This window comes from Streptomyces sp. M41(2017) (assembly GCF_002078175.1).
Lineage (GTDB): Bacteria > Actinomycetota > Actinomycetes > Streptomycetales > Streptomycetaceae > Streptomyces.
Map to the genome: position 1 here is coordinate 82,611 of NZ_MWFK01000001.1, position 19,400 is coordinate 102,010.

At 70.8% G+C, this 19,400-nt stretch carries 16 protein-coding genes; 2 read left to right on the plus strand and 14 right to left on the minus strand.

Going from position 1 to position 19,400, the window contains the following annotated elements; translation table 11 throughout:
• Positions 1-103: 103 nt before the first annotated feature.
• The gene (locus B0675_RS00360; RefSeq protein ID WP_107482525.1) at positions 104-1,288 is read left to right on the plus strand and encodes a mechanosensitive ion channel domain-containing protein; all 1,185 of its coding nucleotides are present in this window, start codon (positions 104-106) and stop codon (positions 1,286-1,288) included.
• 219 nt (positions 1,289-1,507) lie between these two features.
• Here the strand turns inward: B0675_RS00360 and B0675_RS00365 are convergent, their stop codons facing one another.
• From B0675_RS00365 to B0675_RS00385, 5 genes are all read right to left on the minus strand, one after another.
• Positions 1,508-3,094, minus strand: coding sequence for a Na+/H+ antiporter (locus B0675_RS00365; protein ID WP_081216721.1), 1,587 nt, complete (start codon positions 3,092-3,094; stop codon positions 1,508-1,510).
• Positions 3,095-3,173: 79 nt separating this feature from the next.
• Positions 3,174-3,683: a GNAT family N-acetyltransferase gene (locus B0675_RS00370; protein WP_081216722.1), complete on the minus strand. Its 510-nt coding sequence runs from the start codon at positions 3,681-3,683 to the stop codon at positions 3,174-3,176.
• On the minus strand, positions 3,680-4,624 hold the full coding sequence (locus B0675_RS00375; RefSeq protein ID WP_081216723.1) for an RluA family pseudouridine synthase: 945 nt from the start codon (positions 4,622-4,624) through the stop codon (positions 3,680-3,682). Before B0675_RS00375 ends, B0675_RS00370 begins: the two co-directional genes overlap by 4 nt.
• Positions 4,625-4,790: 166 nt before the next feature.
• On the minus strand, positions 4,791-5,477 hold the full coding sequence (gene lspA, locus B0675_RS00380; RefSeq protein WP_081216724.1) for a signal peptidase II: 687 nt from the start codon (positions 5,475-5,477) through the stop codon (positions 4,791-4,793).
• Positions 5,478-5,660: 183 nt separating this feature from the next.
• Positions 5,661-6,725, minus strand: a complete 1,065-nt coding sequence (locus tag B0675_RS00385; RefSeq protein WP_081216725.1) for a TraR/DksA C4-type zinc finger protein — start codon at positions 6,723-6,725, stop codon at positions 5,661-5,663.
• 582 nt (positions 6,726-7,307) lie between these two features.
• Between B0675_RS00385 and ileS the strand changes: the two genes are divergently transcribed.
• The gene (gene ileS, locus B0675_RS00390; protein WP_179165208.1) at positions 7,308-10,451 is read left to right on the plus strand and encodes an isoleucine--tRNA ligase; all 3,144 of its coding nucleotides are present in this window, start codon (positions 7,308-7,310) and stop codon (positions 10,449-10,451) included.
• A 327-nt stretch (positions 10,452-10,778) separates the two neighbouring features.
• Here the strand turns inward: ileS and B0675_RS00395 are convergent, their stop codons facing one another.
• The 9 genes from B0675_RS00395 to ftsW all read right to left on the minus strand — a co-directional run bounded on the left by B0675_RS00395 (position 10,779) and on the right by ftsW (position 19,347).
• On the minus strand, positions 10,779-11,984 hold the full coding sequence (locus B0675_RS00395; protein WP_081216726.1) for a DivIVA domain-containing protein: 1,206 nt from the start codon (positions 11,982-11,984) through the stop codon (positions 10,779-10,781).
• Positions 11,985-12,030: 46 nt separating this feature from the next.
• Positions 12,031-12,315 (minus strand): YggT family protein, encoded by a 285-nt coding sequence (locus B0675_RS00400; protein WP_028803186.1) that lies wholly within the window; start codon positions 12,313-12,315, stop codon positions 12,031-12,033.
• Positions 12,316-12,368: 53 nt separating this feature from the next.
• Positions 12,369-13,010, minus strand: coding sequence for a cell division protein SepF (gene sepF / locus B0675_RS00405; protein WP_081216727.1), 642 nt, complete (start codon positions 13,008-13,010; stop codon positions 12,369-12,371).
• 130 nt (positions 13,011-13,140) lie between these two features.
• On the minus strand, positions 13,141-13,860 hold the full coding sequence (locus tag B0675_RS00410) for a YggS family pyridoxal phosphate-dependent enzyme (protein WP_081216728.1): 720 nt from the start codon (positions 13,858-13,860) through the stop codon (positions 13,141-13,143).
• A 6-nt stretch (positions 13,861-13,866) separates the two neighbouring features.
• Positions 13,867-14,604, minus strand: coding sequence for a peptidoglycan editing factor PgeF (pgeF, locus tag B0675_RS00415; RefSeq protein ID WP_081216729.1), 738 nt, complete (start codon positions 14,602-14,604; stop codon positions 13,867-13,869).
• Entirely contained in the window at positions 14,601-15,797 is a 1,197-nt protein-coding gene (gene ftsZ / locus B0675_RS00420; RefSeq protein WP_081216730.1) for a cell division protein FtsZ, read from the minus strand. Before ftsZ ends, pgeF begins: the two co-directional genes overlap by 4 nt.
• A 276-nt stretch (positions 15,798-16,073) precedes the next feature.
• The gene (locus tag B0675_RS00430) at positions 16,074-16,859 is read right to left on the minus strand and encodes an FtsQ-type POTRA domain-containing protein (protein WP_081216732.1); all 786 of its coding nucleotides are present in this window, start codon (positions 16,857-16,859) and stop codon (positions 16,074-16,076) included.
• A 25-nt stretch (positions 16,860-16,884) separates the two neighbouring features.
• Entirely contained in the window at positions 16,885-17,976 is a 1,092-nt protein-coding gene (gene murG, locus B0675_RS00435) for an undecaprenyldiphospho-muramoylpentapeptide beta-N-acetylglucosaminyltransferase (protein ID WP_081216733.1), read from the minus strand.
• Positions 17,977-17,982: 6 nt separating this feature from the next.
• Positions 17,983-19,347 carry a putative lipid II flippase FtsW gene (gene ftsW / locus B0675_RS00440; protein WP_081216734.1) on the minus strand — a complete coding sequence of 455 codons (1,365 nt, stop codon included), beginning with the start codon at positions 19,345-19,347 and terminating at the stop codon, positions 17,983-17,985.
• Positions 19,348-19,400 lie beyond the last annotated feature (53 nt).

Consider the following 19,400-nt stretch of genomic DNA (forward strand, 5'->3'; position numbering starts at 1 on the left):
ACCGCTGATCAGGCGGCGTACGCGGTGCCGCCGTCGCGACCTACCCCGTTTCGCCCGGAGATCACATGTTCATGAACGCCGCGAGCCGGTTACGTTCCTTGGCATGGAGAACGTACTGCGCCCGGTGATCGTCGTCGGCGGCTCGGTCGTGCTCGCACTGCTCATCGGGTGGTCCGTGGACTTCCTGTTGCGTCGGGTGGACGACCGGCACAGAGAGACCTCCCTGTGGGGTCTGCTCCGCCGTGGCCGCATCCCCTTCCAGCTGGTCCTGTTCGCGGCCCTGCTCAGAGGCTCCTTCGACCAGGCGAAGCTGCTGATGGAGCACCGCGTCGGCATCGGCAGAACCCTGACCCTGATCCTCATCGGTGCCGCCGCCTGGCTGGTCGTGAGCATCACGACGGCGATCGTGGACACCTCGTACTCGCGTTACGCGAACGCGCACCGTGATCCGGCGCGGGTGCGCCGGGTCCGGACCCAGGTCGCGCTGATCCAGCGCGTGGTCACCGCCGTCGTCGGCGTGGTCGCCGTGTCCGCGATGCTGCTGACCTTCCCCGCGATGCGGGCGGCGGGCGCCTCGCTGCTGGCCTCGGCCGGAATCCTGGGCATCGTCGCCGGTGTCGCCGCCCAGTCCACGCTGTCGAACCTCTTCGCCGGACTGCAGATCGCCTTCGGCGACATGGTGCGGCTCGGCGACACCGTGGTCGTCGACGGTGAGTGGGGCACCGTCGAGGAGATCACCCTCACCTTCCTCACGGTGCGGACCTGGGACGAGCGCCGGATCACCATGCCGGTGTCGTACTTCACGTCCAAGCCGTTCGAGAACTGGTCCCGCGGCACTCCGCAGATGACCGGGATCGTGTTCCTGCATCTCGACCACTCCGCCCCGGTGGAGGCGATGCGCGGGAAGCTGCGCGACATCCTGCGCGAGTGCCCGGCCTGGGACGGCCGCGACTACGGTCTCGCCGTCACCGACACGACGCCCAACACCCTGCAGGTCCGCGCCCTGGTCACCGCGAAGGACGCGGACGACATCTGGACGGTACGGGTCACGGTCCGCGAGCAGATGATGCGCTGGCTGACCGAACAGCACCCCTACGCGCTGCCCCGGGTCAACACCGCCGAGGCGGTGCTCACGCCCGGTCAGGGACGCCGCGCCGGGCACGACGACCGGGACGGCGGGGACCGCGAGGACGGCGTGCCGTCCCGCTTGCACCGCAGCCGCTACTCGTACTCGTTCGCCAACGCGTACTCCAAGGAGCCGCCCAGGACGGGTCCCGGCCGGGGGTGACCCCCCGGGGTCGCCGCCCCCTCCGCTCCGCGAGCCCGGTCCGGGCCTGCCCGCACCGAACCGCGCGGGCGGGCCCGGACCTGTTCGGGCCGCGGTTCCCGCCCGTCCGGAGCCGGCCGCCCGGGCCTGCCCGCGCCGGTCCGGGAAAGACGGGGTACGGACCCGTCCACGAGCCTCCGGGGAAGCCCTCCGGAGAGGGCGGTGCGGGGTCCTGCCCGGTCAGCGCAGGCTGCGGACGTCGAGATGCCGCAGGACCCGGTCCACGATCTCCGGATCCGCTCCGGGCTCGCTGCGCGCGGACAGCACCTCGTGCCGCGCCGCGCTCATCATCTCCCCCTGGATGCGCCGCATCCGCTTGATCCGCCGGACGCGCTTCTCATGCCCCTCGCGCCGCTCCTCGTCCCCCAGGTCGGGGCTGATCCGCACCCCGATCTCGAAGGCCCGGCGCAGCAGCTGCTCGGAGACCTCCTCCGGGAGCTCCTCCGCGTCCTCGATCTCCCGGAGCCGCTTCTTCGCCGCCTTCGCGGCCCGCAGCGCCAGCTCCTTCTCGAACGCCTTCTCGACGTCCTCGTCGGCCCGCACCCCGAGCTTCCTGACCAGCCACGGCAGCGTGAGCCCCTGGATCAGCAGCGTGGCCATGATCACCCCGAAGGCGATGAAGACGATCTCGTCGCGGTCGGGGAACGGTGACCCGTCGTCCATCTTCAGCGGGATGGCGAGGGCGAGGGCGACGGACGCCACCCCCCGCATCCCGGCCCACCACATGACCACGGTCTCCCGCCAGGACGTGGGGATCTCCTCGTCGTAGTCCCGCTTGGCGTGCAGCCGCTTGGTCAGCCAGGTCGCGGGGAGCAGCCAGGCGAGGCGGACCAGCACGACCACGGCCACGATCGCACCGGCCCAGCCGAGCATCTCGCCCCACCGCCCGGCCGCCGTGCGGAGCGCGTTGTGCAGTTCGAGCCCGATGAGGCCGAAGGCGACCCCGGTGACGAGCGTGTCGACCACGTCCCAGACGGTCGAACCGGCGAGCCGGGTCATGACGTCGTCGGCATCGGTGGCGTACTCCGACAGGAACAGGGCGGTGGTGAGCACGGCGAGCACGCCGGAGCCGTGCAGTTCCTCGGCCAGCACGTACGAGGCGAACGGCACCAGCAGGGTCAGGCCGATCTGCAGCGTGGTGTCGTCGAGCAGGGTCATCAGCTTGTTCGTCGCCCAGCCCAGCGCGACGCCGATGACGACGGCGACGACGGCGGACAGCACCAGGTCCAGGCCGGCCCGCCAGGGCGAGAAGGTCCCGCTGACCGCGGCGGCGATGGCGACGTGGTAGAGCACGATGGCCGTCACGTCGTTGAAGAGCCCCTCCCCCTCCAGGATCGACACCAGCCGGCGGGGCAGGCCGAGCTGGCCGGCGACGGCGGTCGCGGCGACCGGGTCGGGAGGTGCCACGAGCGCGCCGAGCGCGATGGCCGCGGCGATCGGCAGACCGGGCACGATGGAGCTGGCTACGGCCGCCACGACGAGCGTGGTGACGAACACCAGGGCCACGGCGAGCAGGAAGATCGGCCGCAGGTTGGCCGCGAACTGTCTCCACGAGGTCCGCCGCACCGCCGCGTACAGCAGCGGCGGCAGCAGCGCGGGCAGGATCAGCTCCGGCGGGATGTCCACGTTCGGGACGAACTCGGGCAGGGCCAGGGCGATGCCGAGCAGCGTCATCAGGACCGGGGAGGGCAGCCCGAGCCGGTCTCCCACCGGGACGCTGATCACGGCCCCGAGCAACAGCACGAACAGCAGGGCCAACTGATCCACGGTCAGCGCTCCGGCGGGGTCTAGGCGATCATGGTCGATCCGGACCTCAAGCGTGCCATGCCGCTAGGACAAACCCCGCTCACAGGGCCTTGCGCATCGCGCGGTGCGGGATTCCGGCGTCGGGGAACTCCGGGCCGTAGGCCGCGTATCCGAGCCGTTCGTAGAAGCCGAGGGCGTGGGTCTGGGCGTGCAGGTCGACAGCGGCCAGGCCCCGCGCGTGTGCGGCCCGCTCGATGGCTCCGACGAGCGCCGCGCCCACGCCGAGCCCGCGCGCCTCACGCGTCACGGCGAGCCGTCCGAGGGAACCCACGGCCGGGTCCCGGCCGGTCTTCGCCGCGGCCGCCTCGCCGTGCAGGAGCCGCCCGGTGCCGAGCGGTACGCCGTCCTCGCGGACCGCCAGCACATGCAGGGCGCCGGCGTCGTACGCGTCGTACTCGATGTCCTCCGGTACGCCCTGCTCACCGACGAAGACGTCCTTGCGGACCCTGAAGCAGGCCTCGCGGTCGGTCGCCTCCTCGGCGACCCGCACCACGTACGAGGTGCCCGGGGTCGCCGCGGAACCCGCCGCCGTCCCGTCCGCGCCCGTCACGCGTAGCTCTCCTCACGCACCTTGTCGAGGGCCCGCTGGAGGTCCTCGGGGTAGCCGCTCTCGAACTCGACCCACTGCCCGTCACCGGGGTGCTCGAAGCCGAGCCGCTTCGCGTGCAGCCACTGCCGGGTGAGGCCGAGGCGCTTGGAGAGGGTGGGGTCCGCGCCGTAGGTCAGGTCGCCGACGCAGGGGTGCCGGTGGGCCGACATGTGGACGCGGATCTGGTGGGTGCGCCCGGTCTCCAGCTTGATGTCGAGCAGGGAGGCGGCGCGGAAGGCCTCGATCAGGTCGTAGTGCGTGACGGAGGGCTTGCCCTCGGCGGTGACCGCCCACTTGTAGTCGTGGTTCGGGTGGCGTCCGATGGGCGCGTCGATGGTGCCGCTCGTCGGGTCCGGGTGGCCCTGCACGAGTGCGTGGTAGCGCTTGTCGACCGTGCGCTCCTTGAACTGGCGCTTGAGCGACGTGTACGCGTACTCCGACTTGGCGACGACCATCAGGCCCGAGGTGCCCACGTCGAGGCGGTGCACGATGCCCTGGCGCTCGGCGGCGCCGGAGGTGGAGATCCGGTAGCCGGCGGCGGCGAGACCGCCGATGACGGTCGGGCCGGTCCAGCCGGGGCTGGGGTGGGCGGCCACGCCGACGGGCTTGACGATCACGACCACGTCGTCGTCGTCGTGGACGATCTCCATGCCCTCGACGGGTTCGGCGACGATCTGCACGGGCGCGGGGGCCTGCGGCATCTCGACCTCCATCCAGGCGCCGCCGTGCACCCGCTCGGACTTGCCGACCACCGAGCCGTCGACCGAGACCTTCCCCGCCGCGGCGAGCTCTGCGGCCTTCGTACGGGAGAAGCCGAACATGCGGGAGATGGCGGCGTCGACACGCTCGCCCTCCAGGCCGTCGGGCACGGGCAGGGTGCGGATCTCGGGAATGGTGCTCACCCGTCGAGTATGCCGGACGCCCCGGACACCCCCGGACCACGGCCCGAACACGCGTACCCCCGGAGCCCCGGTGGAGCGATTCCTCAGGACGGTTTCGCCGGTGGTTCCCGACCCCCCGCGACGAGCGGGGCCGGGGTGCTCCCCCGGCCCGCCGTCGGGCCGTGCGTCAGTCCTTGTGGACCGTTCCGTCCGGGTCGAGACCCCGGAAGGACAGCAGGACGATCAGGATGCCGCCGCAGACGATCGCCGAGTCGGCGAGGTTGAAGACGGCGAAGTGCTTGGGGGCGATGAAGTCCACGACCGCGCCCTCGAAGACGCCCGGCGAGCGGAAGATCCGGTCGGTCAGGTTGCCGAGCGCGCCGCCGAGCAGCAGCCCGAGGGCGATGGCCCACGGCACGCTGTACAGCTTGCGGGCGAGCCGGGCGATGACGACGATCACCGCGGCGGCGATCACCGTGAAGATGATCGTGAACGCCTCGCCGAAGCCGAAGGCCGCTCCCGCGTTGCGGATGGCCTCGAACTTGAGCCAGTCCCCGACGATCTCGATCGAGTCGTGGTGCTCCAGCTTCGCCACGACGATCATCTTGCTGATCAGGTCGAGGGCGTACGCGAGAACGGCCACCGTGAAGAGCACGGCGATCTTGCGCCTGCCCCTCGGCCGCTCGCCCGTCCCGTCCGCCGCGGACGCCGGGGCGGAGTCCCCGGAGGGCCGCTCGGCCGGGCTCTGCCCGTCGCCGCCGGACCGGTCTCCCGACGCCGTGTTCCCGTCGGAGGTCCCGTCGGACTGCTCCGGCCCGGCAGACGCCGCCCCTGGGATGCCCGGCGTACCGATGATGCGCTCCGCCTCTGCCACGTGAGTGAGTCCCTCGACCTAGGTTCCTGACTGAGGACGAGGGTACGGCACACCCCCGCGGGCCCCCGTGCTCAGGAGGCCTCCCGTGCCGCGCGGGCGGAGCCCTCCCGCGCGGCGCCGGGACCGTCCGCCCCGGGCGTCAGGGGTACGGCGGCGCGGTGCGCGGGAGGACCGGCCGGCGGTTCAGTGCCGGCGCTCCTGCTTCTGCTTGCACTCGACGCACAGCGTGGCGCGCGGGAAGGCCTGCATCCGGGCCTTGCCGATGGCGTTGCCGCAGTTCTCGCAGAGCCCGTAGGTGCCGGCGTCGAGGCGGTGCAGGGCGCGCTCGGTCTGCTCCAGCATCTCGCGCGCGTTGGAGTTCAGGGCCATCTCGTGCTCGCGCGTGATGTTCTTCGTGCCGGTGTCCGCCTCGTCGTCGCCCGCGCCGTCACCGGAGTCCCGCATCAGGCCGGCGAGGGCGGCCTCGGAGGTCGAGATCTCGGCGCTCAGTCGCAGCGCCTCCGACTGGAGCTCCGCACGTGCCTCCTCGACCTCCTCCGGGGTCCAGGGGTCCTCGCCGGGGCGCACCGCGAGTTCGCCGGACTCCGCCGCGGCGGGCCGCGCCTTGGGAACCGCGGTGGCCTTCTTGGCGGCCGTGGCCGTGCCAGGGGTCTTCTTCGCAACCACCGTCGTGGCTCCCGTCGTCTCCGCGGCCTCCGCCGCGCCCTCGGCCGCGGACGCGGCCGTCTTCTTGGCCGTGCTGGTGCTCTTCCGCGCCGTACCCGCGCTCTTCTTCGCCGCGGCCTTTCCGGACGCCTGCTTCTTCGCCGCGGCCGCCGCCCTCTTGGCGGGCACCTTCTTCGCCGCGGCCTTCTTGGCGGTGGCCTTCGTGGCCGCCTTCTTGGCGGGCACCTTCTTGGCGGCGGTCGCGGGGGCACCCGCGTCGGTGGCCTTCCCGCTGTCCGCCGCCTTGGAGGTGCCCTTCTTGTCGGCCGCCTTGGAGGTGCTCCTCCTGGCCGTGGTCTTCTTGTCGGCGGCTTTCCCGGCGACGGCCCCGTCGGCCGTCTTCGCGGTGACGGTCTTGGCCGTCACCGTCTTCGCGGTCACCGTCGCGGCCGGGGTCGCTGTCCTGGAGGTCGTCTTCACCGGTTTCGCCTCGCTCGTCGCGGAAGCCCCCTGTGCGCTCTTCTTCCCACCCACATTCTTGGCCGCCGAACCCGTGGATCTGCCGGACGCCGACTGCTGTACGGCGGTCTTCTTCGCCACCATGGCCGCGGCCCCTTCACATTTTGTGATCTTGCTCGCGCGTCGTGCTGGGACGATAAATCGACTTCTGGCCCGCGGCAACGGGGCACGCCCGCGCATCGCCCGCCCCGCGGGACCCGCGGGGCAGGCATGCATGCGTTGTGCCCAGCTCCCCGCCGGGTAATCCGCCGGGACCGCCGTCCCGGGATCCGGACGCGCGCCCCGTGCCATTCGGGTCACCGCGCAGGCCACGGCGGTGCCCGGGAAATCCGGTCGGCCCCGGTCCCCGGGGCGCCGTACACTGGGCGCAGCGAGAAGCGTGGATGGGGACGAGTAGCGGCGTACGCGGCCAGGAGCGACCCGGGGACGGTGGAAGCCCGGGGGCCAGCGCGACGTGAAGATCACCCCGGAGCCGCCGGCAGAACACCCCTGAGGGGCCAGTAGACCCGGCATCGCGACCCCAATGAGGGGGCTCACCGGTGCGAACGGCGCACGGGCGGGCCAAGGAGGGTGGTACCGCGGGAGCGCGCCGAACACGGCGTCCGCAGCAGCAACGCTCTCGTCCCTCCGACGGAAGGCAGAAAGTCCGTTGGAGGAAGCTCGCCGATGACAGCGCCGACGTACCGCCAGGTGCCCGCCCAGGTCGACCTGCCCGCCCTCGAGCACGCCGTGCTCGACTTCTGGCGCGAGCAGAAGATCTTCGCCAAGAGCCTCGACCAGTCCGAGGGCCGCCCCGAGTGGGTGTTCTACGAGGGCCCGCCCACCGCGAACGGCATGCCGGGCGCCCACCACATCGAGGCGCGCGTCTTCAAGGACGTCTTCCCGCGCTTCCGCACCATGCGCGGCTACCACGTGGGGCGCAAGGCCGGCTGGGACTGCCACGGCCTGCCCGTGGAGCTGGCGGTGGAGAAGGAGCTGGGCTTCACCGGCAAGCAGGACATCGAGGCGTTCGGCATCGCCGAGTTCAACGCGCAGTGCCGTGAGTCGGTGACCCGTCACACCGACGCGTTCACCGAGCTGACGAACCGCATGGGCTACTGGGTCGACCTGGACGACGCCTACCGGACCATGGACCCCGAGTACATCGAGTCCGTGTGGTGGTCGCTGAAGGAGATCTTCAACAAGGGCCTGCTGGTCCAGGACTACCGCGTGGCCCCCTGGTGCCCGCGCGACGAGACGGGCCTGTCGGACCACGAGCTGGCGCAGGGCTACGAGACGATCGTCGACCCTTCCGTCTACGTCCGTTTCCCGCTCACCTCCGGACCGCTGGCCGGCCGTGCCGCGCTCCTGGTGTGGACGACCACGCCGTGGACCCTGGTCTCCAACACCGCCGTCGCCGCGCACCCGGACGTCACCTATGTCGTCGTGACGAACGGCGAGGAGCAGCTCGTCGTCGCGCAGCCGCTCGTCGAGAAGTCGCTCGGCGAGGGCTGGGAGACCACGGGCGAGTCCTTCACGGGCGCCGAGATGGAGCGCTGGACGTACCAACGTCCGTTCGAACTCATCGAGTTCCCCGAGGCCGCGCACTTCGTGGTCAACGCCGAGTACGTGACGACCGAGGACGGTACGGGTCTGGTCCACCAGTCCCCCGCCTTCGGTGAGGACGACCTCAAGGTCTGCCGCGCGTACGGCCTGCCCGTGGTGAACCCGATCCGCCCGAACGGCACCTTCGAGGAGAGCGTCCCCCTGGTGGGCGGCGTCTTCTTCAAGAAGGCGGACGAGAAGCTCACCGAGGACCTCCAGAGTCGCGGCCTGCTCTTCAAGCACGTTCCGTACGAGCACAGTTACCCGCACTGCTGGCGCTGCCACACCGCGCTCCTGTACTACGCGCAGCCGTCCTGGTACATCCGCACCACGGCCGTCAAGGACCGTCTCCTGGAGGAGAACGAGGGGACCAACTGGTTCCCGGAGTCCGTCAAGCACGGCCGCTTCGGCGACTGGCTGAACAACAACATCGACTGGGCGCTTTCCCGCAGCCGCTACTGGGGCACACCGCTCCCGCTGTGGCGCTGCGAGGAGGGCCACGTCACCTGTGTCGGCTCGCGCGCCGAGCTGACCGAGCTGACGGGCACCGACCAGTCGGACCTGGACCCGCACCGCCCGTTCATCGACGCGGTCACCTTCCCGTGCCCGGAGGGCGGCTGCGGTCTGACGGCGACCCGCGTCCCGGAGGTCATCGACGCCTGGTACGACTCGGGTTCGATGCCGTTCGCGCAGTGGGGCTACCCGTACAAGAACAAGGAACTGTTCGAGAGCCGCTACCCGGCGCAGTTCATCAGTGAGGCCATCGACCAGACGCGCGGCTGGTTCTACACGCTGATGGCCGTCGGCACACTGGTCTTCGACAAATCCTCGTACGAGAACGTCGTGTGCCTCGGCCACATCCTCGCCGAGGACGGCCGCAAGATGTCCAAGCACCTGGGCAACATCCTGCAGCCGATTCCGCTGATGGACCAGCACGGCGCGGACGCCGTGCGCTGGTTCATGGCGGCCGGCGGCTCCCCGTGGGCGGCCCGCCGCGTGGGCCACGGCACGATCCAGGAGGTCGTCCGCAAGACGCTCCTCACGTACTGGAACACCGTCGCCTTCCAGGCGCTGTACGCCCGCACCGCCGACTGGGCCCCCAGCGAGGCCGACCCGGCCCCCGCCGACCGCCCGGTCCTGGACCGCTGGCTGCTCTCCGAGCTGCACGCGCTCACCGACCAGGTGACGCAGGCACTGGAGGCCTACGACACGCAGCGCGCCGGCAAGCTCCTCTCGGCGTTCGTCGACGACCTCTCCAACTGGTACGTGCGCCGGTCCCGTCGCCGCTTCTGGCAGGGCGACAAGGCCGCGCTGGGCACCCTGCACGAGGTCGTGGAGACGGTCACGCGGCTGATGGCCCCGCTGACCCCGTTCATCACCGAGCGGGTCTGGCAGGACCTGGTCGTCCCGGTGTCCCCGGACGCCCCCGAGTCGGTCCACCTGTCGTCCTGGCCGGAGGCGGACCTGTCCGCCATCGACCCGGAGCTGTCGCGCCAGATGCTCCTGGTCCGCCGCCTCGTGGAGCTCGGCCGGGCCACGCGCGCGGAGTCGGGCGTCAAGACGCGTCAGCCGCTCTCCCGCGCGCTGGTCGCCGCGACCGGCTTCGAGACGCTCGACCGCGAGCTGCACGCCCAGATCACCGAGGAGCTGAACGTGAGCTCCCTCGCATCGCTCTCCGAGGTCGGCGGCTCACTGGTCGACACGACCGCCAAGGCGAACTTCCGCGCGCTGGGCAAGCGGTTCGGCAAGGGCGTCCAGGCGGTCGCCAAGGCCATCGCCGAGACGGACGCCGCCGCGCTGTCGCTCGCCCTGCGCGAGGGCAACGCCTCGGTCACGGTGGACGGCGAGGCCGTGACGCTGGCGCCGGACGAGGTCATCATCACGGAGACCCCGCGCGAGGGCTGGTCGGTCGCGTCCGACTCCGGCGCCACGGTCGCCCTCGACCTGGAGATCACCGAGGAGCTGCGCCAGGCGGGCCTCGCCCGTGACGCGATCCGGCTGATCCAGGAGGCCCGCAAGAACAGCGGCCTGGACGTTGCCGACCGCATCGCGCTCCGCTGGTCCTCCACGGACCCGGCGGTCACCGCGGCCCTCGCCGAGCACGCGACGCTCATCTCCGACGAGGTGCTCGCCACGGACTTCGCGCAGGGTGAGGCCGACGGCGCCTACGGTGAGCCGTTCACGGACGAGGGCCTGTCCCTCACGTTCCGCCTCCGCAAGGCGTAACACCCCGGCACCGGCCCGCCGGGACCGTACGGACCGAAGGCCCGGGGCCGCCAGGATCTCCTGGCGGCCCCGGGCCTTCGGCATTGCTTCACCCGGACAAGCTCCCGCGCGTGCACGCCCCTTCAGGAAGCGCGGACGACCGCCGCCGCTCAGGCACCCCCGTCCCGGCACTTCCCCGCACACGCCCCCGCCGTCCGGCTCCCGCTCGCCCGCCCGGGAGCCGCCGCGCCGCCGGCGCCTCACGGACAGCACAAAAGGGCGGAGCCCCCGGATGATCCGGGGGCTCCGCCCTGAACGCTGCCGACGCCTAAGGCGTACGCGAGGCCGTCAGTTGTCGTCCTCGTCGATGAGGAACCCGCGCATCGGCGAGGGCGCCTGCTGCATCGGCGACGGGCCCTGGGGCCGCACCGGAGCCATCGGCTGGGTCATCGCCGGCGACATCTGCTGCTGTCCGCCGTAGGACGGCGCGGCCGGAGCCGGACCACCCATGCCCTGGTTGCCGCCGCCGTAGGACGGGGCACCGGCGCCCGCGGGAGCCATGGAGGGCGCGGAGGACGACGGCAGGGAGGCCGCGGCCGGGGTGCGCGGCGGGGCGAGCGAGTCGTCCGCCTGCGTCTCCAGCTGGCGCAGCTGCGACTCCAGGTAGGACTTCAGACGCGTGCGGTACTCGCGCTCGAAGCCGCGCAGGTCCTCGACCTTGCGCTCCAGCGTGGCGCGGGCGGACTCCAGGGAGCCCATCGCGACGCGGTGCTTCTCCTGCGCGTCCCGCTCCAGGGCGTCGGCCTTGGCACGGGCGTCGCGCTCCAGACCCTCGGCGCGGCTGCGGGCCTCACCGACGATCTTGTTGGCCTCGGAACGGGCCTCGGCGATCGCCTGGTCGGCGGTCTGCTGAGCCAGCGAGAGAACACGGGCGGCGCTGTCGCCACCGGGGCCCTGCTGCGGCATCTGCGGACCGTGGCCGCCCATGGGGCCACCCATGGGACCGCCCATCGGGCCGCCCATCTGCTGCATCTGCTGCATCTGGCCGGGACCCTGGCCCATCGGGCCCTGACCCATCGGACCGCCCTGGCCCATGGGGCCCTGGCCCATCGGACCCTGACCCATGGGGCCCTGGCCCATGGGACCGCCCTGCCCCTGCTGGCCACCCTGGCCGCTGGGACCGGCGGGAAGCTGCGGCGCACCGCTGGGCAGCTGGGGCGGGCCACCCATGGGGCCGCCCATCTGCTGCTGCGGCGGGCCCGATATGCCCGCGGGCACGGGAGCACCCGGGCCACCGCGCATACCCTGCGGGGGACCCTGCTGCTGGTCCTGCTGCTCGGGCGGCTTGCGCATCCCCTGCTGCTGCTGGTTCTGCGCGGCCGCGCGCGTGGCGGCGGCCAACTTGGCGCGCAGGTCCTCGTTCTCGCGGAGCAGGCGCGTCAGTTCGGCTTCGACCTCATCGAGGAAGGCATCGACCTCGTCCTCGTCATAGCCTTCTCGGAGGCGGACGGTCGTGAACTGCTTGTTCCGCACGTCCTCGGGGGTCAACGGCATCTCTTCACCTCAACGTAGTCGTCGGCATTCGGCAAGACCGTATCGTTCACAGCCGGCTCACGACGGAGATCAGGATGTAGACGATGATCATCAGTACGAAGAAGGACAGGTCAAGCGCCACGCCCCCGAGACGCAGCGGCGGAATGAACCGCCGCAGAAGCTTGAGCGGTGGATCGGTGACAGTGTAGGTGGCCTCCAGAACGACCACCATCGCCTTGCCGGGTTGCCATGAGCGGGCGAACTGGAAGACGTAGTCCATGACCAACCGGAAAATCAGCACGATGAGGAAGCACATCAGCGCGATGTAGAGAACCTGCCCGACCACGCTCATGATCCCGTGCTTCCCTCTCCCCTGTTTTCCCTGCGGTGTTCCGGTCCTGCGTCTCAGCTCTGGTTGAAGAACCCGCCCTCTGCGATGCGGGCCTTGTCCTCCGCCGTGACATCGACGTTAGCAGGCGACAACAGGAACACCTTCTGCGTCACCCGCTCGATGCTGCCGTGGAGACCAAACACCAAACCGGCCGCAAAGTCGACAAGTCGCTTCGCATCCGTGTCATCCATCTCGGTGAGATTCATGATCACCGGGGTGCCTTCACGGAAGTGTTCCCCGATGGTACGGGCCTCGTTGTAGGTCCGGGGGTGCAGCGTGGTGATCCGGTAAGGCTCTCGTTCCGACACGACCTTGGGCATGATCACCGGGGCGTTCTTCTCCAGGGGCTGACGTTCTTGTGTGATGGATGCCACGGGGGCGATCCGTGCCGGACGCCCGGACTCCGCGGCCAGCGAAGCGGAATGGGGCACCGGATCGCGCGGAGCCGAGGGCTGTACCACTCGTACCGATTCGTCCCGTTGGGACTGGTGCGCCTGATGTGACTGGTGGGGCGGCTCGTGCCGTCGCCGGTCCCGCTCGGGCTCCGGGTCGAGCTCGGGCTCGAAGTCGTCGTCGGGGTCGAATCCCCTGCCGTCGTACCCATCGTCCTCCACGAGGCCGAGGTAGACCGCCATCTTGCGCATCGCGCCGGCCATTGCTCTGAGTCCTCCGCTCTGTGGTGGATCGGCTGACGAACTGCCAAGTGCCTGCGATCCACGAGGTCGTTATGCCCGCCTGCGGCGGAAATGACCATATTTTCTGCTGTGGTCCGACTTCTTGGCGACGTTACCCGAGCCTGGGTCGGACTCCGAGTACCGCAGTACCGACGCGTACATGTGTCGCTCCGGCTGTCACGGCCTGTTCGAGGTCCGAGCTCATCCCTGCCGAGACCATGTTCGCAGCCGGATGCGCCCGGCGCAGGACAGTCGACAAATCCATCAGCCGCTCGAACGCCGCCTGTTGCCGGCCCGCGTACTCACCGGTGAGCGGGGCGACGGTCATCAGTCCGTCGAGCCGGAGTCCGGGAGCCCCGGCGACGAGTTCGCCCAACTCCTCGATCCCGCCGGTCCCCACGCCTCCGCGTTCGCCGCGACCGCTCTCCTGCGCGTCCAGCGCCACCTGGATCAGGCATCCGATCCGGCGCTCGGTCCGCACCGCCTCCTTCGAGAGGGCCGTGACGAGCCGGGCACGGTCGACGGACTGCACGAGATCCGCGTAACCGACCACGGAACGCACCTTGTTGGTCTGCAGCTGCCCGACGAAATGCCAGGTGAGCGGCAGATCGGCGCATTCCGCCGCCTTGGGCGCCGCGTCCTGGTCCCGGTTCTCGGCGACGTGCCGCACGCCGAGTTCCGAGAGAATCCGCACATCGCTCGCCGGATACGTCTTGGTGACCACGATGAGGGTCACCTCTTCCCGCTTGCGACCGGCCGCCGTGCACGCCGTCGCGATGCGGTCTTCCACTTTCGCCAGGTTTTCGGCGAGTTGAGCCTTACGGTCCGTCATGCCCCATCAGTCCAGCCAGACATAGCCCGCGAGCCGCCCGGTGGTGCGGTCCCGTCGGTACGAGAAGTGGTCCCCCGACTCGATCGTGCAGACCGGCGACTGCTCCCGGTCGCGCACGCCGAGCCGTTCCAACTGCGCGTGCACCCCGGCGGTCACGTCGACCGCGGGAGTTCCCCAGCTCGTCTCGGAGTACGCCGCCGGTTCGACGGCGGCGACCTCGGCGCGCATCGCGTCCGGTACTTCGTAGCACCGGCCGCAGACCGCGGGGCCGGTGCGGGCGGTGATCCGGGACGGATCGGCGCCGAGTTCCACCATGGCCCGCACGGCGGCCGGTACCACGCCGGCGACCATGCCCGGCCGTCCCGCGTGAGCGGCGGCCGCCACCCCGGCGACCGGGTCGGCCAGCAGAACGGGGGTGCAGTCGGCGGTGAGGACGGCGAGCGCCAGTCCCCGCCGCGTCGTGACGAGGGCGTCGACGGACGGGATGTCAGCGGAGTCCCACGGACCCTCGACCACCGCGACGTCCGGACCGTGCACCTGGTTCATCCAGACGACCCCGGCCGGGTCGAGCCCGAGCGCCTTGGCGGCCAGGTCCCGGTTGGCGCGTACCGCCCCGGGGTCGTCGCCCACCGCTCCGCCGAGGTTGAGCTCCTCGAACGGAACGGCGCTCACCCCGCCCCACCGGTCGGTGAAGGCGAAGTGGGCGCCGCTCGCGTCGCTCGTTCCGGAGCGCTGTCCTATCACTTCAGGAAGTCCGGCACGTCCAGTTCCTCGGCCGCGCTGTCCGAGTAGGAACGGGACGGCGGGACCGGCGGGGAGACGGGGAGTTCGTTGACCGGCTCCGGAGCGGGCTCCGGGGCCGCGGCCTCCTTCGGGGTGACGCTGCCGAGCGACCCGAAGGACGGGCGGCTCTCGGAGGTGCGCGCCGGGGCGGGCTCCTCACGTCGGGCCGAGGTCGAACCGAGGACGTTGTCCCGCTTGGCCGGCGGCTGACCGCCGTCGAAGCCGGCGGCGATGACGGTGACCCGCACCTCGTCGCCGAGGGCGTCGTCGATGACCGCGCCGAAGATGATGTTGGCCTCGGGGTGCGCGGCCTCGCTCACCAGCTGGGCGGCTTCGTTGATCTCGAACAGGCCGAGGTCGGAGCCACCGGAGATGGAGAGCAGGACGCCTCGGGCGCCGTCGATGGAGGCCTCGAGGAGCGGCGAGGAGATCGCCATCTCCGCGGCGGCCACCGCGCGGTCGTCGCCACGGGCCGAGCCGATGCCCATGAGGGCCGAACCCGCCTCGGACATCACGGACTTGACGTCGGCGAAGTCGAGGTTGATCAGGCCGGGGGTGGTGATGAGGTCGGTGATGCCCTGAACACCGGAGAGCAGGACCTGGTCCGCCGACTTGAAGGCGTCGAGGACCGAGACCTGGCGGTCCGAGATGGACAGCAGCCGGTCGTTCGGGATGACGATGAGGGTGTCGACCTCTTCGCGGAGCTCGGCGATGCCGTCCTCCGCCTGGTTGGCGCGGCGCCGGCCCTCGAAGGTGAACGGGCGGGTGACCACGCCGATGGTGAGGGCGCCCAGCGAGCGGGCGATGTTCGCCACCACCGGAGCGCCGCCGGTGCCCGTGCCACCGCCTTCACCGGCTGTCACGAAGACCATGTCGGCCCCCTTGAGGACCTCCTCGATCTCCTCGCGGTGATCCTCGGCGGCCTTGCGGCCGACTGCCGGGTTGGCTCCGGCCCCGAGGCCGCGCGTGAGTTCCCGGCCGACGTCGAGCTTGACGTCGGCGTCGCTCATCAACAGCGCCTGTGCGTCGGTGTTGATGGCGATGAACTCGACGCCCTTGAGACCGACCTCGATCATCCGGTTGATGGCATTGACACCACCGCCGCCGACACCGATGACTTTGATGACTGCGAGGTAGTTCTGCGGTGCTGCCACGTCGAAGGCCTCTCGCCTCGAGTTACGTGTCGTCGCCTCGCGGTGTTCGCGATCCGACGACTGATGCCGAATGGGACGGTCCGAACGCCGACCCGAACCCTAACGCTGAAGTTTAGGGTTACCAGTGTGTCTGTTCCTTGGACTCTTCCGAACAGGACACTAAGTCGACAAGTGGCGCACGTTCAACGAACACGCCGAACCTCCCGTTTTTCTTTTCACCCTATGTGATCAGGCATGTCACTGCCCAACCAGGGTGCTGGCCTGCACAGATGTGCGTCAACTCCCCGACGAGGCAGGGGCGGTGGGAGCACTCACGTCGAAGTGCCGGGCCTTCGGAGCGGCTTTCATGAGAGCGGTGAGTGTTCTGGCCTTCGCCGGGCCCTTCTCGCCGCTGCCCCACTCCACGGTCCTGCCGTCCTTCAGCTCCAGCGACACGGAGTCGTAGGAACGGACCTTGACCGCGCGGGTGTCCCGGGCGACGGGGGGCGGAATGTCCCCGGCGATCCGGACCGCCGCGCGCACCAGCCGGTCGGCGGGGAAACGGCGCAGCGACTCGGGGCGGGACACGGCCAATTCCAGCGAGGGCACGTTCTTCGGGGCGTCGGAAACGGTGGCGAATCGCACGCCTTCGTCGTCCACTTCGATGAAGTTTGGCCCTTTCTCGATCAGCAGGACCGGAGTCCGCTCGATGACGTTCAGGCTGATTCCGTGCGGCCAGGACCTGACGACGTCGACCGAGTCGATCCGTGGCAGTTTCCGGCGCAACCGCGTCTCGATCGCGCCCGTGTCGACGGAGATCAGCGGGGAACCGACCGGGAGGTCGGCCGCGTTCCGCACCTGTCCGGGTGTCAGGACCTTTGTGCCGGAGGCCGATACACGCTCCAGCCGCAACCAGGGCGAACCGTACAGAACCCACAGCGTCGCGGCACCGGCCAACACCAGGGCGAGGATAAGGATGATGAGCCTATGAGGGCGGCGGAGCCGCCCGAGGAAGGGCGGCCGGGGCGGGCCGGATTCCAGCTTCTGCCGTTCACCGCGCTCGGCGGTCGTCGGTCCGGCCACGCTCCCTGCCTTCCCTCATACGGTCCTAGCGGTGGCGCGAGGCGATCGCCTCGTACACCATGCCGACGAGCAGGTCGTCGGCGTCCCGGCGGCCGAACTCGCTGGCGGCGCGGGACATCTCGTACAGCCGGTGCGGATCGGCGAGCACGGGCAGCACGTTCTGCTGCACCCACTGCGGGGTCAGTTCCGCGTCGTCGACCAGCAGTCCGCCGCCGGCCTTGACCACCGGCTGGGCGTTCAGCCGCTGTTCGCCGTTGCCGATGGGCAGCGGGACGTAGGCGGCGGGGAGCCCGACGGCGGAGAGTTCGGCGACGGTCATCGCGCCCGCGCGGCAGAGCATCATGTCGGCCGCGGCGTACGCGAGATCCATCCGGTCCACGTACGGTACCGGGATGTACGGGGGCATCCCCGGCATCTGGTGCACCTGCGGCAGTTCGTTCTTCGGGCCGACCGCGTGCAGGATCTGGATTCCGGCCTGCTGGAGGTACGGAGCGGCCTGCTGCACCACCTCGTTGAGGCGGCGGGCACCCTGCGAGCCGCCCGACACGAGGAGCGTCGGCAGGTTCGGGTCGAGCCCGAACGCGGCGCGCGCCTCGGGCCGTACCGCGGCACGGTCGAGGGTGGCGATGGAGCGGCGCAGCGGGATGCCGATGTACCTGGCGCCGCGGAGCTTGCTGTCGGGCGTGGAGACGGCGACCTGGGCCGCGTACCGCGAGCCGATCTTGTTGGCCAGGCCGGGGCGCGCGTTGGCCTCGTGGATGATGATCGGCACGCCGAGGCGCTTGGCCGCCAGGTAGCCGGGCAGGGCCACGTAGCCGCCGAAGCCGACGACCGCGTCCGCCTTGGTCCGCTCCATGATCTGCTCGACGGCCTTGATCGTGCCGCGCAGCCGTCCGGGCACCGTGATCAGTTCGGGGGTGGGCTTGCGCGGCAGCGGTACGGCGGGAATGAGCGCGAGTTCGTAGCCGCGCTCGGGTACGAGTCGGGTCTCAAGTCCGCGTTCCGTGCCCAGGGCCGTGATCCCCACGGTCGGGTCCTGCCTCCGCAGGGCATCCGCGAGGGCGAGCGCGGGCTCGATGTGGCCGGCGGTCCCCCCGCCGGCGAGTACGACATGCACCGAAATTCACCGCTCTCCGGACGAACGCGCCGCCGAGGCACGCCGTCGCATCGTGTTCCATCTCCGAGGCCCCGCGGCCCCCGCGGAGCCTCTCACCGCAGCCCGCTTTCTGCCAAAGCGGGGTTGCCGCATGGCGAGGGCCGCCCGCGCGGCGGGGTCGTCACGCGCGAAGGCGATCAGGAGCCCGACGGCGAACATGGTCGGCAGCAGGGCGGAACCCCCGTAGGAGAACAGCGGGAGCGGGACACCGGCGATCGGCAGCAGACCGAGCACCGCACCGACGTTGATCACGGCCTGCGCCGTGATCCAGGTGGTCACGCCTCCCGCGGCATACCTCACGAAGGGGTCCTCCGTGCGTCCGGCCACGCGGATACCCGCATAGCCTAGAGCCGCGAAGAGGGCGAGGACCGACAGCGTCCCCGCGAGGCCCAGTTCCTCCCCGGTGATGGCGAAGATGAAGTCGGTGTGCGCTTCGGGCAGTTGGCCCCATTTCTCCACGCTGGCTCCGAGGCCGGAGCCGAAGAACCCGCCGGAGGCGAGGGCGTAGATGCCGTGCACGGCCTGCCAGCAGGTGTCGTGCGGGCCCGGTTCGGTGGCGCCGATGCACGCCAGCCGGGACATGCGGTTGGGGCTCGTCTTGATGAGGATGAAGCCGATGGCGAGTGCGACGGAGAGCACACCGACGAACAGCCGCGTGGGGGCTCCGGCCAGCCACAGCAGGCCGAACAGGATGGCCGTGAGGATGATCGCCGTGCCCATGTCGCCGCCGAGCATGATCAGGCCGAGCAGCATGAAGGCGGCGGGTACGAGCGGCACCAGCATGTGCTTCCACTGGGTCAGCAGCCGCTTGTCCTGTTTGCGGGCGAGCAGGTCGGCGCCCCACAGGACGAGCGCGAGCTTGCCGAACTCGCTGGGCTGGATCTGGAAGGAGCCGCCGAGGGAGATCCAGTTCTGGTTGCCGTTGATCTCGACCCCTATCCCGGGCACCTGGACCAGGGCCATCAGGAAGACGGCGCCCGCCAGCATCGGGTAGGCCAGGGCCCGGTGCAGCTTCACCGGCATCCGCGAGGCGACCAGCATGAGCACCCCGCCGATGACGGCGGCCAGGAACTGCTTGCGGAAGAAGTACGAGCCGGGCAACGACAGCTGGAGCGCGGTGATCTGCGAGGCCGAATAGACCATCACGAGGCCCAGCACGGTGATCAGCAGGCTGCCGCCGAGGATCAGGTAGTAGGCCGTCAGGGGCCGGTCCCAGGCCCTGCGGGCGCGGGTGACGAACCGGCCCGCGGGGTTGTCGTGGGGGGTGCGGGCGAGGGCGGGGCGCCGGGCCGCCCGCTGCACGGGAGGTCGTCCGGTACGGCTAGTCGGCATCGGCGTCTCCGGGCCACAGCGAAGTCACGCGTCCGTCCCTCCCAGGTTCGCCC

Coding starts and splice junctions, on each gene's coding strand:
- B0675_RS00360 (WP_107482525.1), top strand. CDS start 104: ATGGAGAACGTACTGCGCCCGGTGATCGTCGTCGGCGGCTCGGTCGTG.
- B0675_RS00385 (WP_081216725.1), bottom strand. CDS start 6,725: ATGGTGGCGAAGAAGACCGCCGTACAGCAGTCGGCGTCCGGCAGATCC.
- ileS (WP_179165208.1), top strand. CDS start 7,308: ATGACAGCGCCGACGTACCGCCAGGTGCCCGCCCAGGTCGACCTGCCC.
- B0675_RS00395 (WP_081216726.1), bottom strand. CDS start 11,984: ATGCCGTTGACCCCCGAGGACGTGCGGAACAAGCAGTTCACGACCGTC.
- B0675_RS00400 (WP_028803186.1), bottom strand. CDS start 12,315: ATGAGCGTGGTCGGGCAGGTTCTCTACATCGCGCTGATGTGCTTCCTC.
- sepF (WP_081216727.1), bottom strand. CDS start 13,010: ATGGCCGGCGCGATGCGCAAGATGGCGGTCTACCTCGGCCTCGTGGAG.
- B0675_RS00410 (WP_081216728.1), bottom strand. CDS start 13,860: ATGACGGACCGTAAGGCTCAACTCGCCGAAAACCTGGCGAAAGTGGAA.
- ftsW (WP_081216734.1), bottom strand. CDS start 19,347: ATGCCGACTAGCCGTACCGGACGACCTCCCGTGCAGCGGGCGGCCCGG.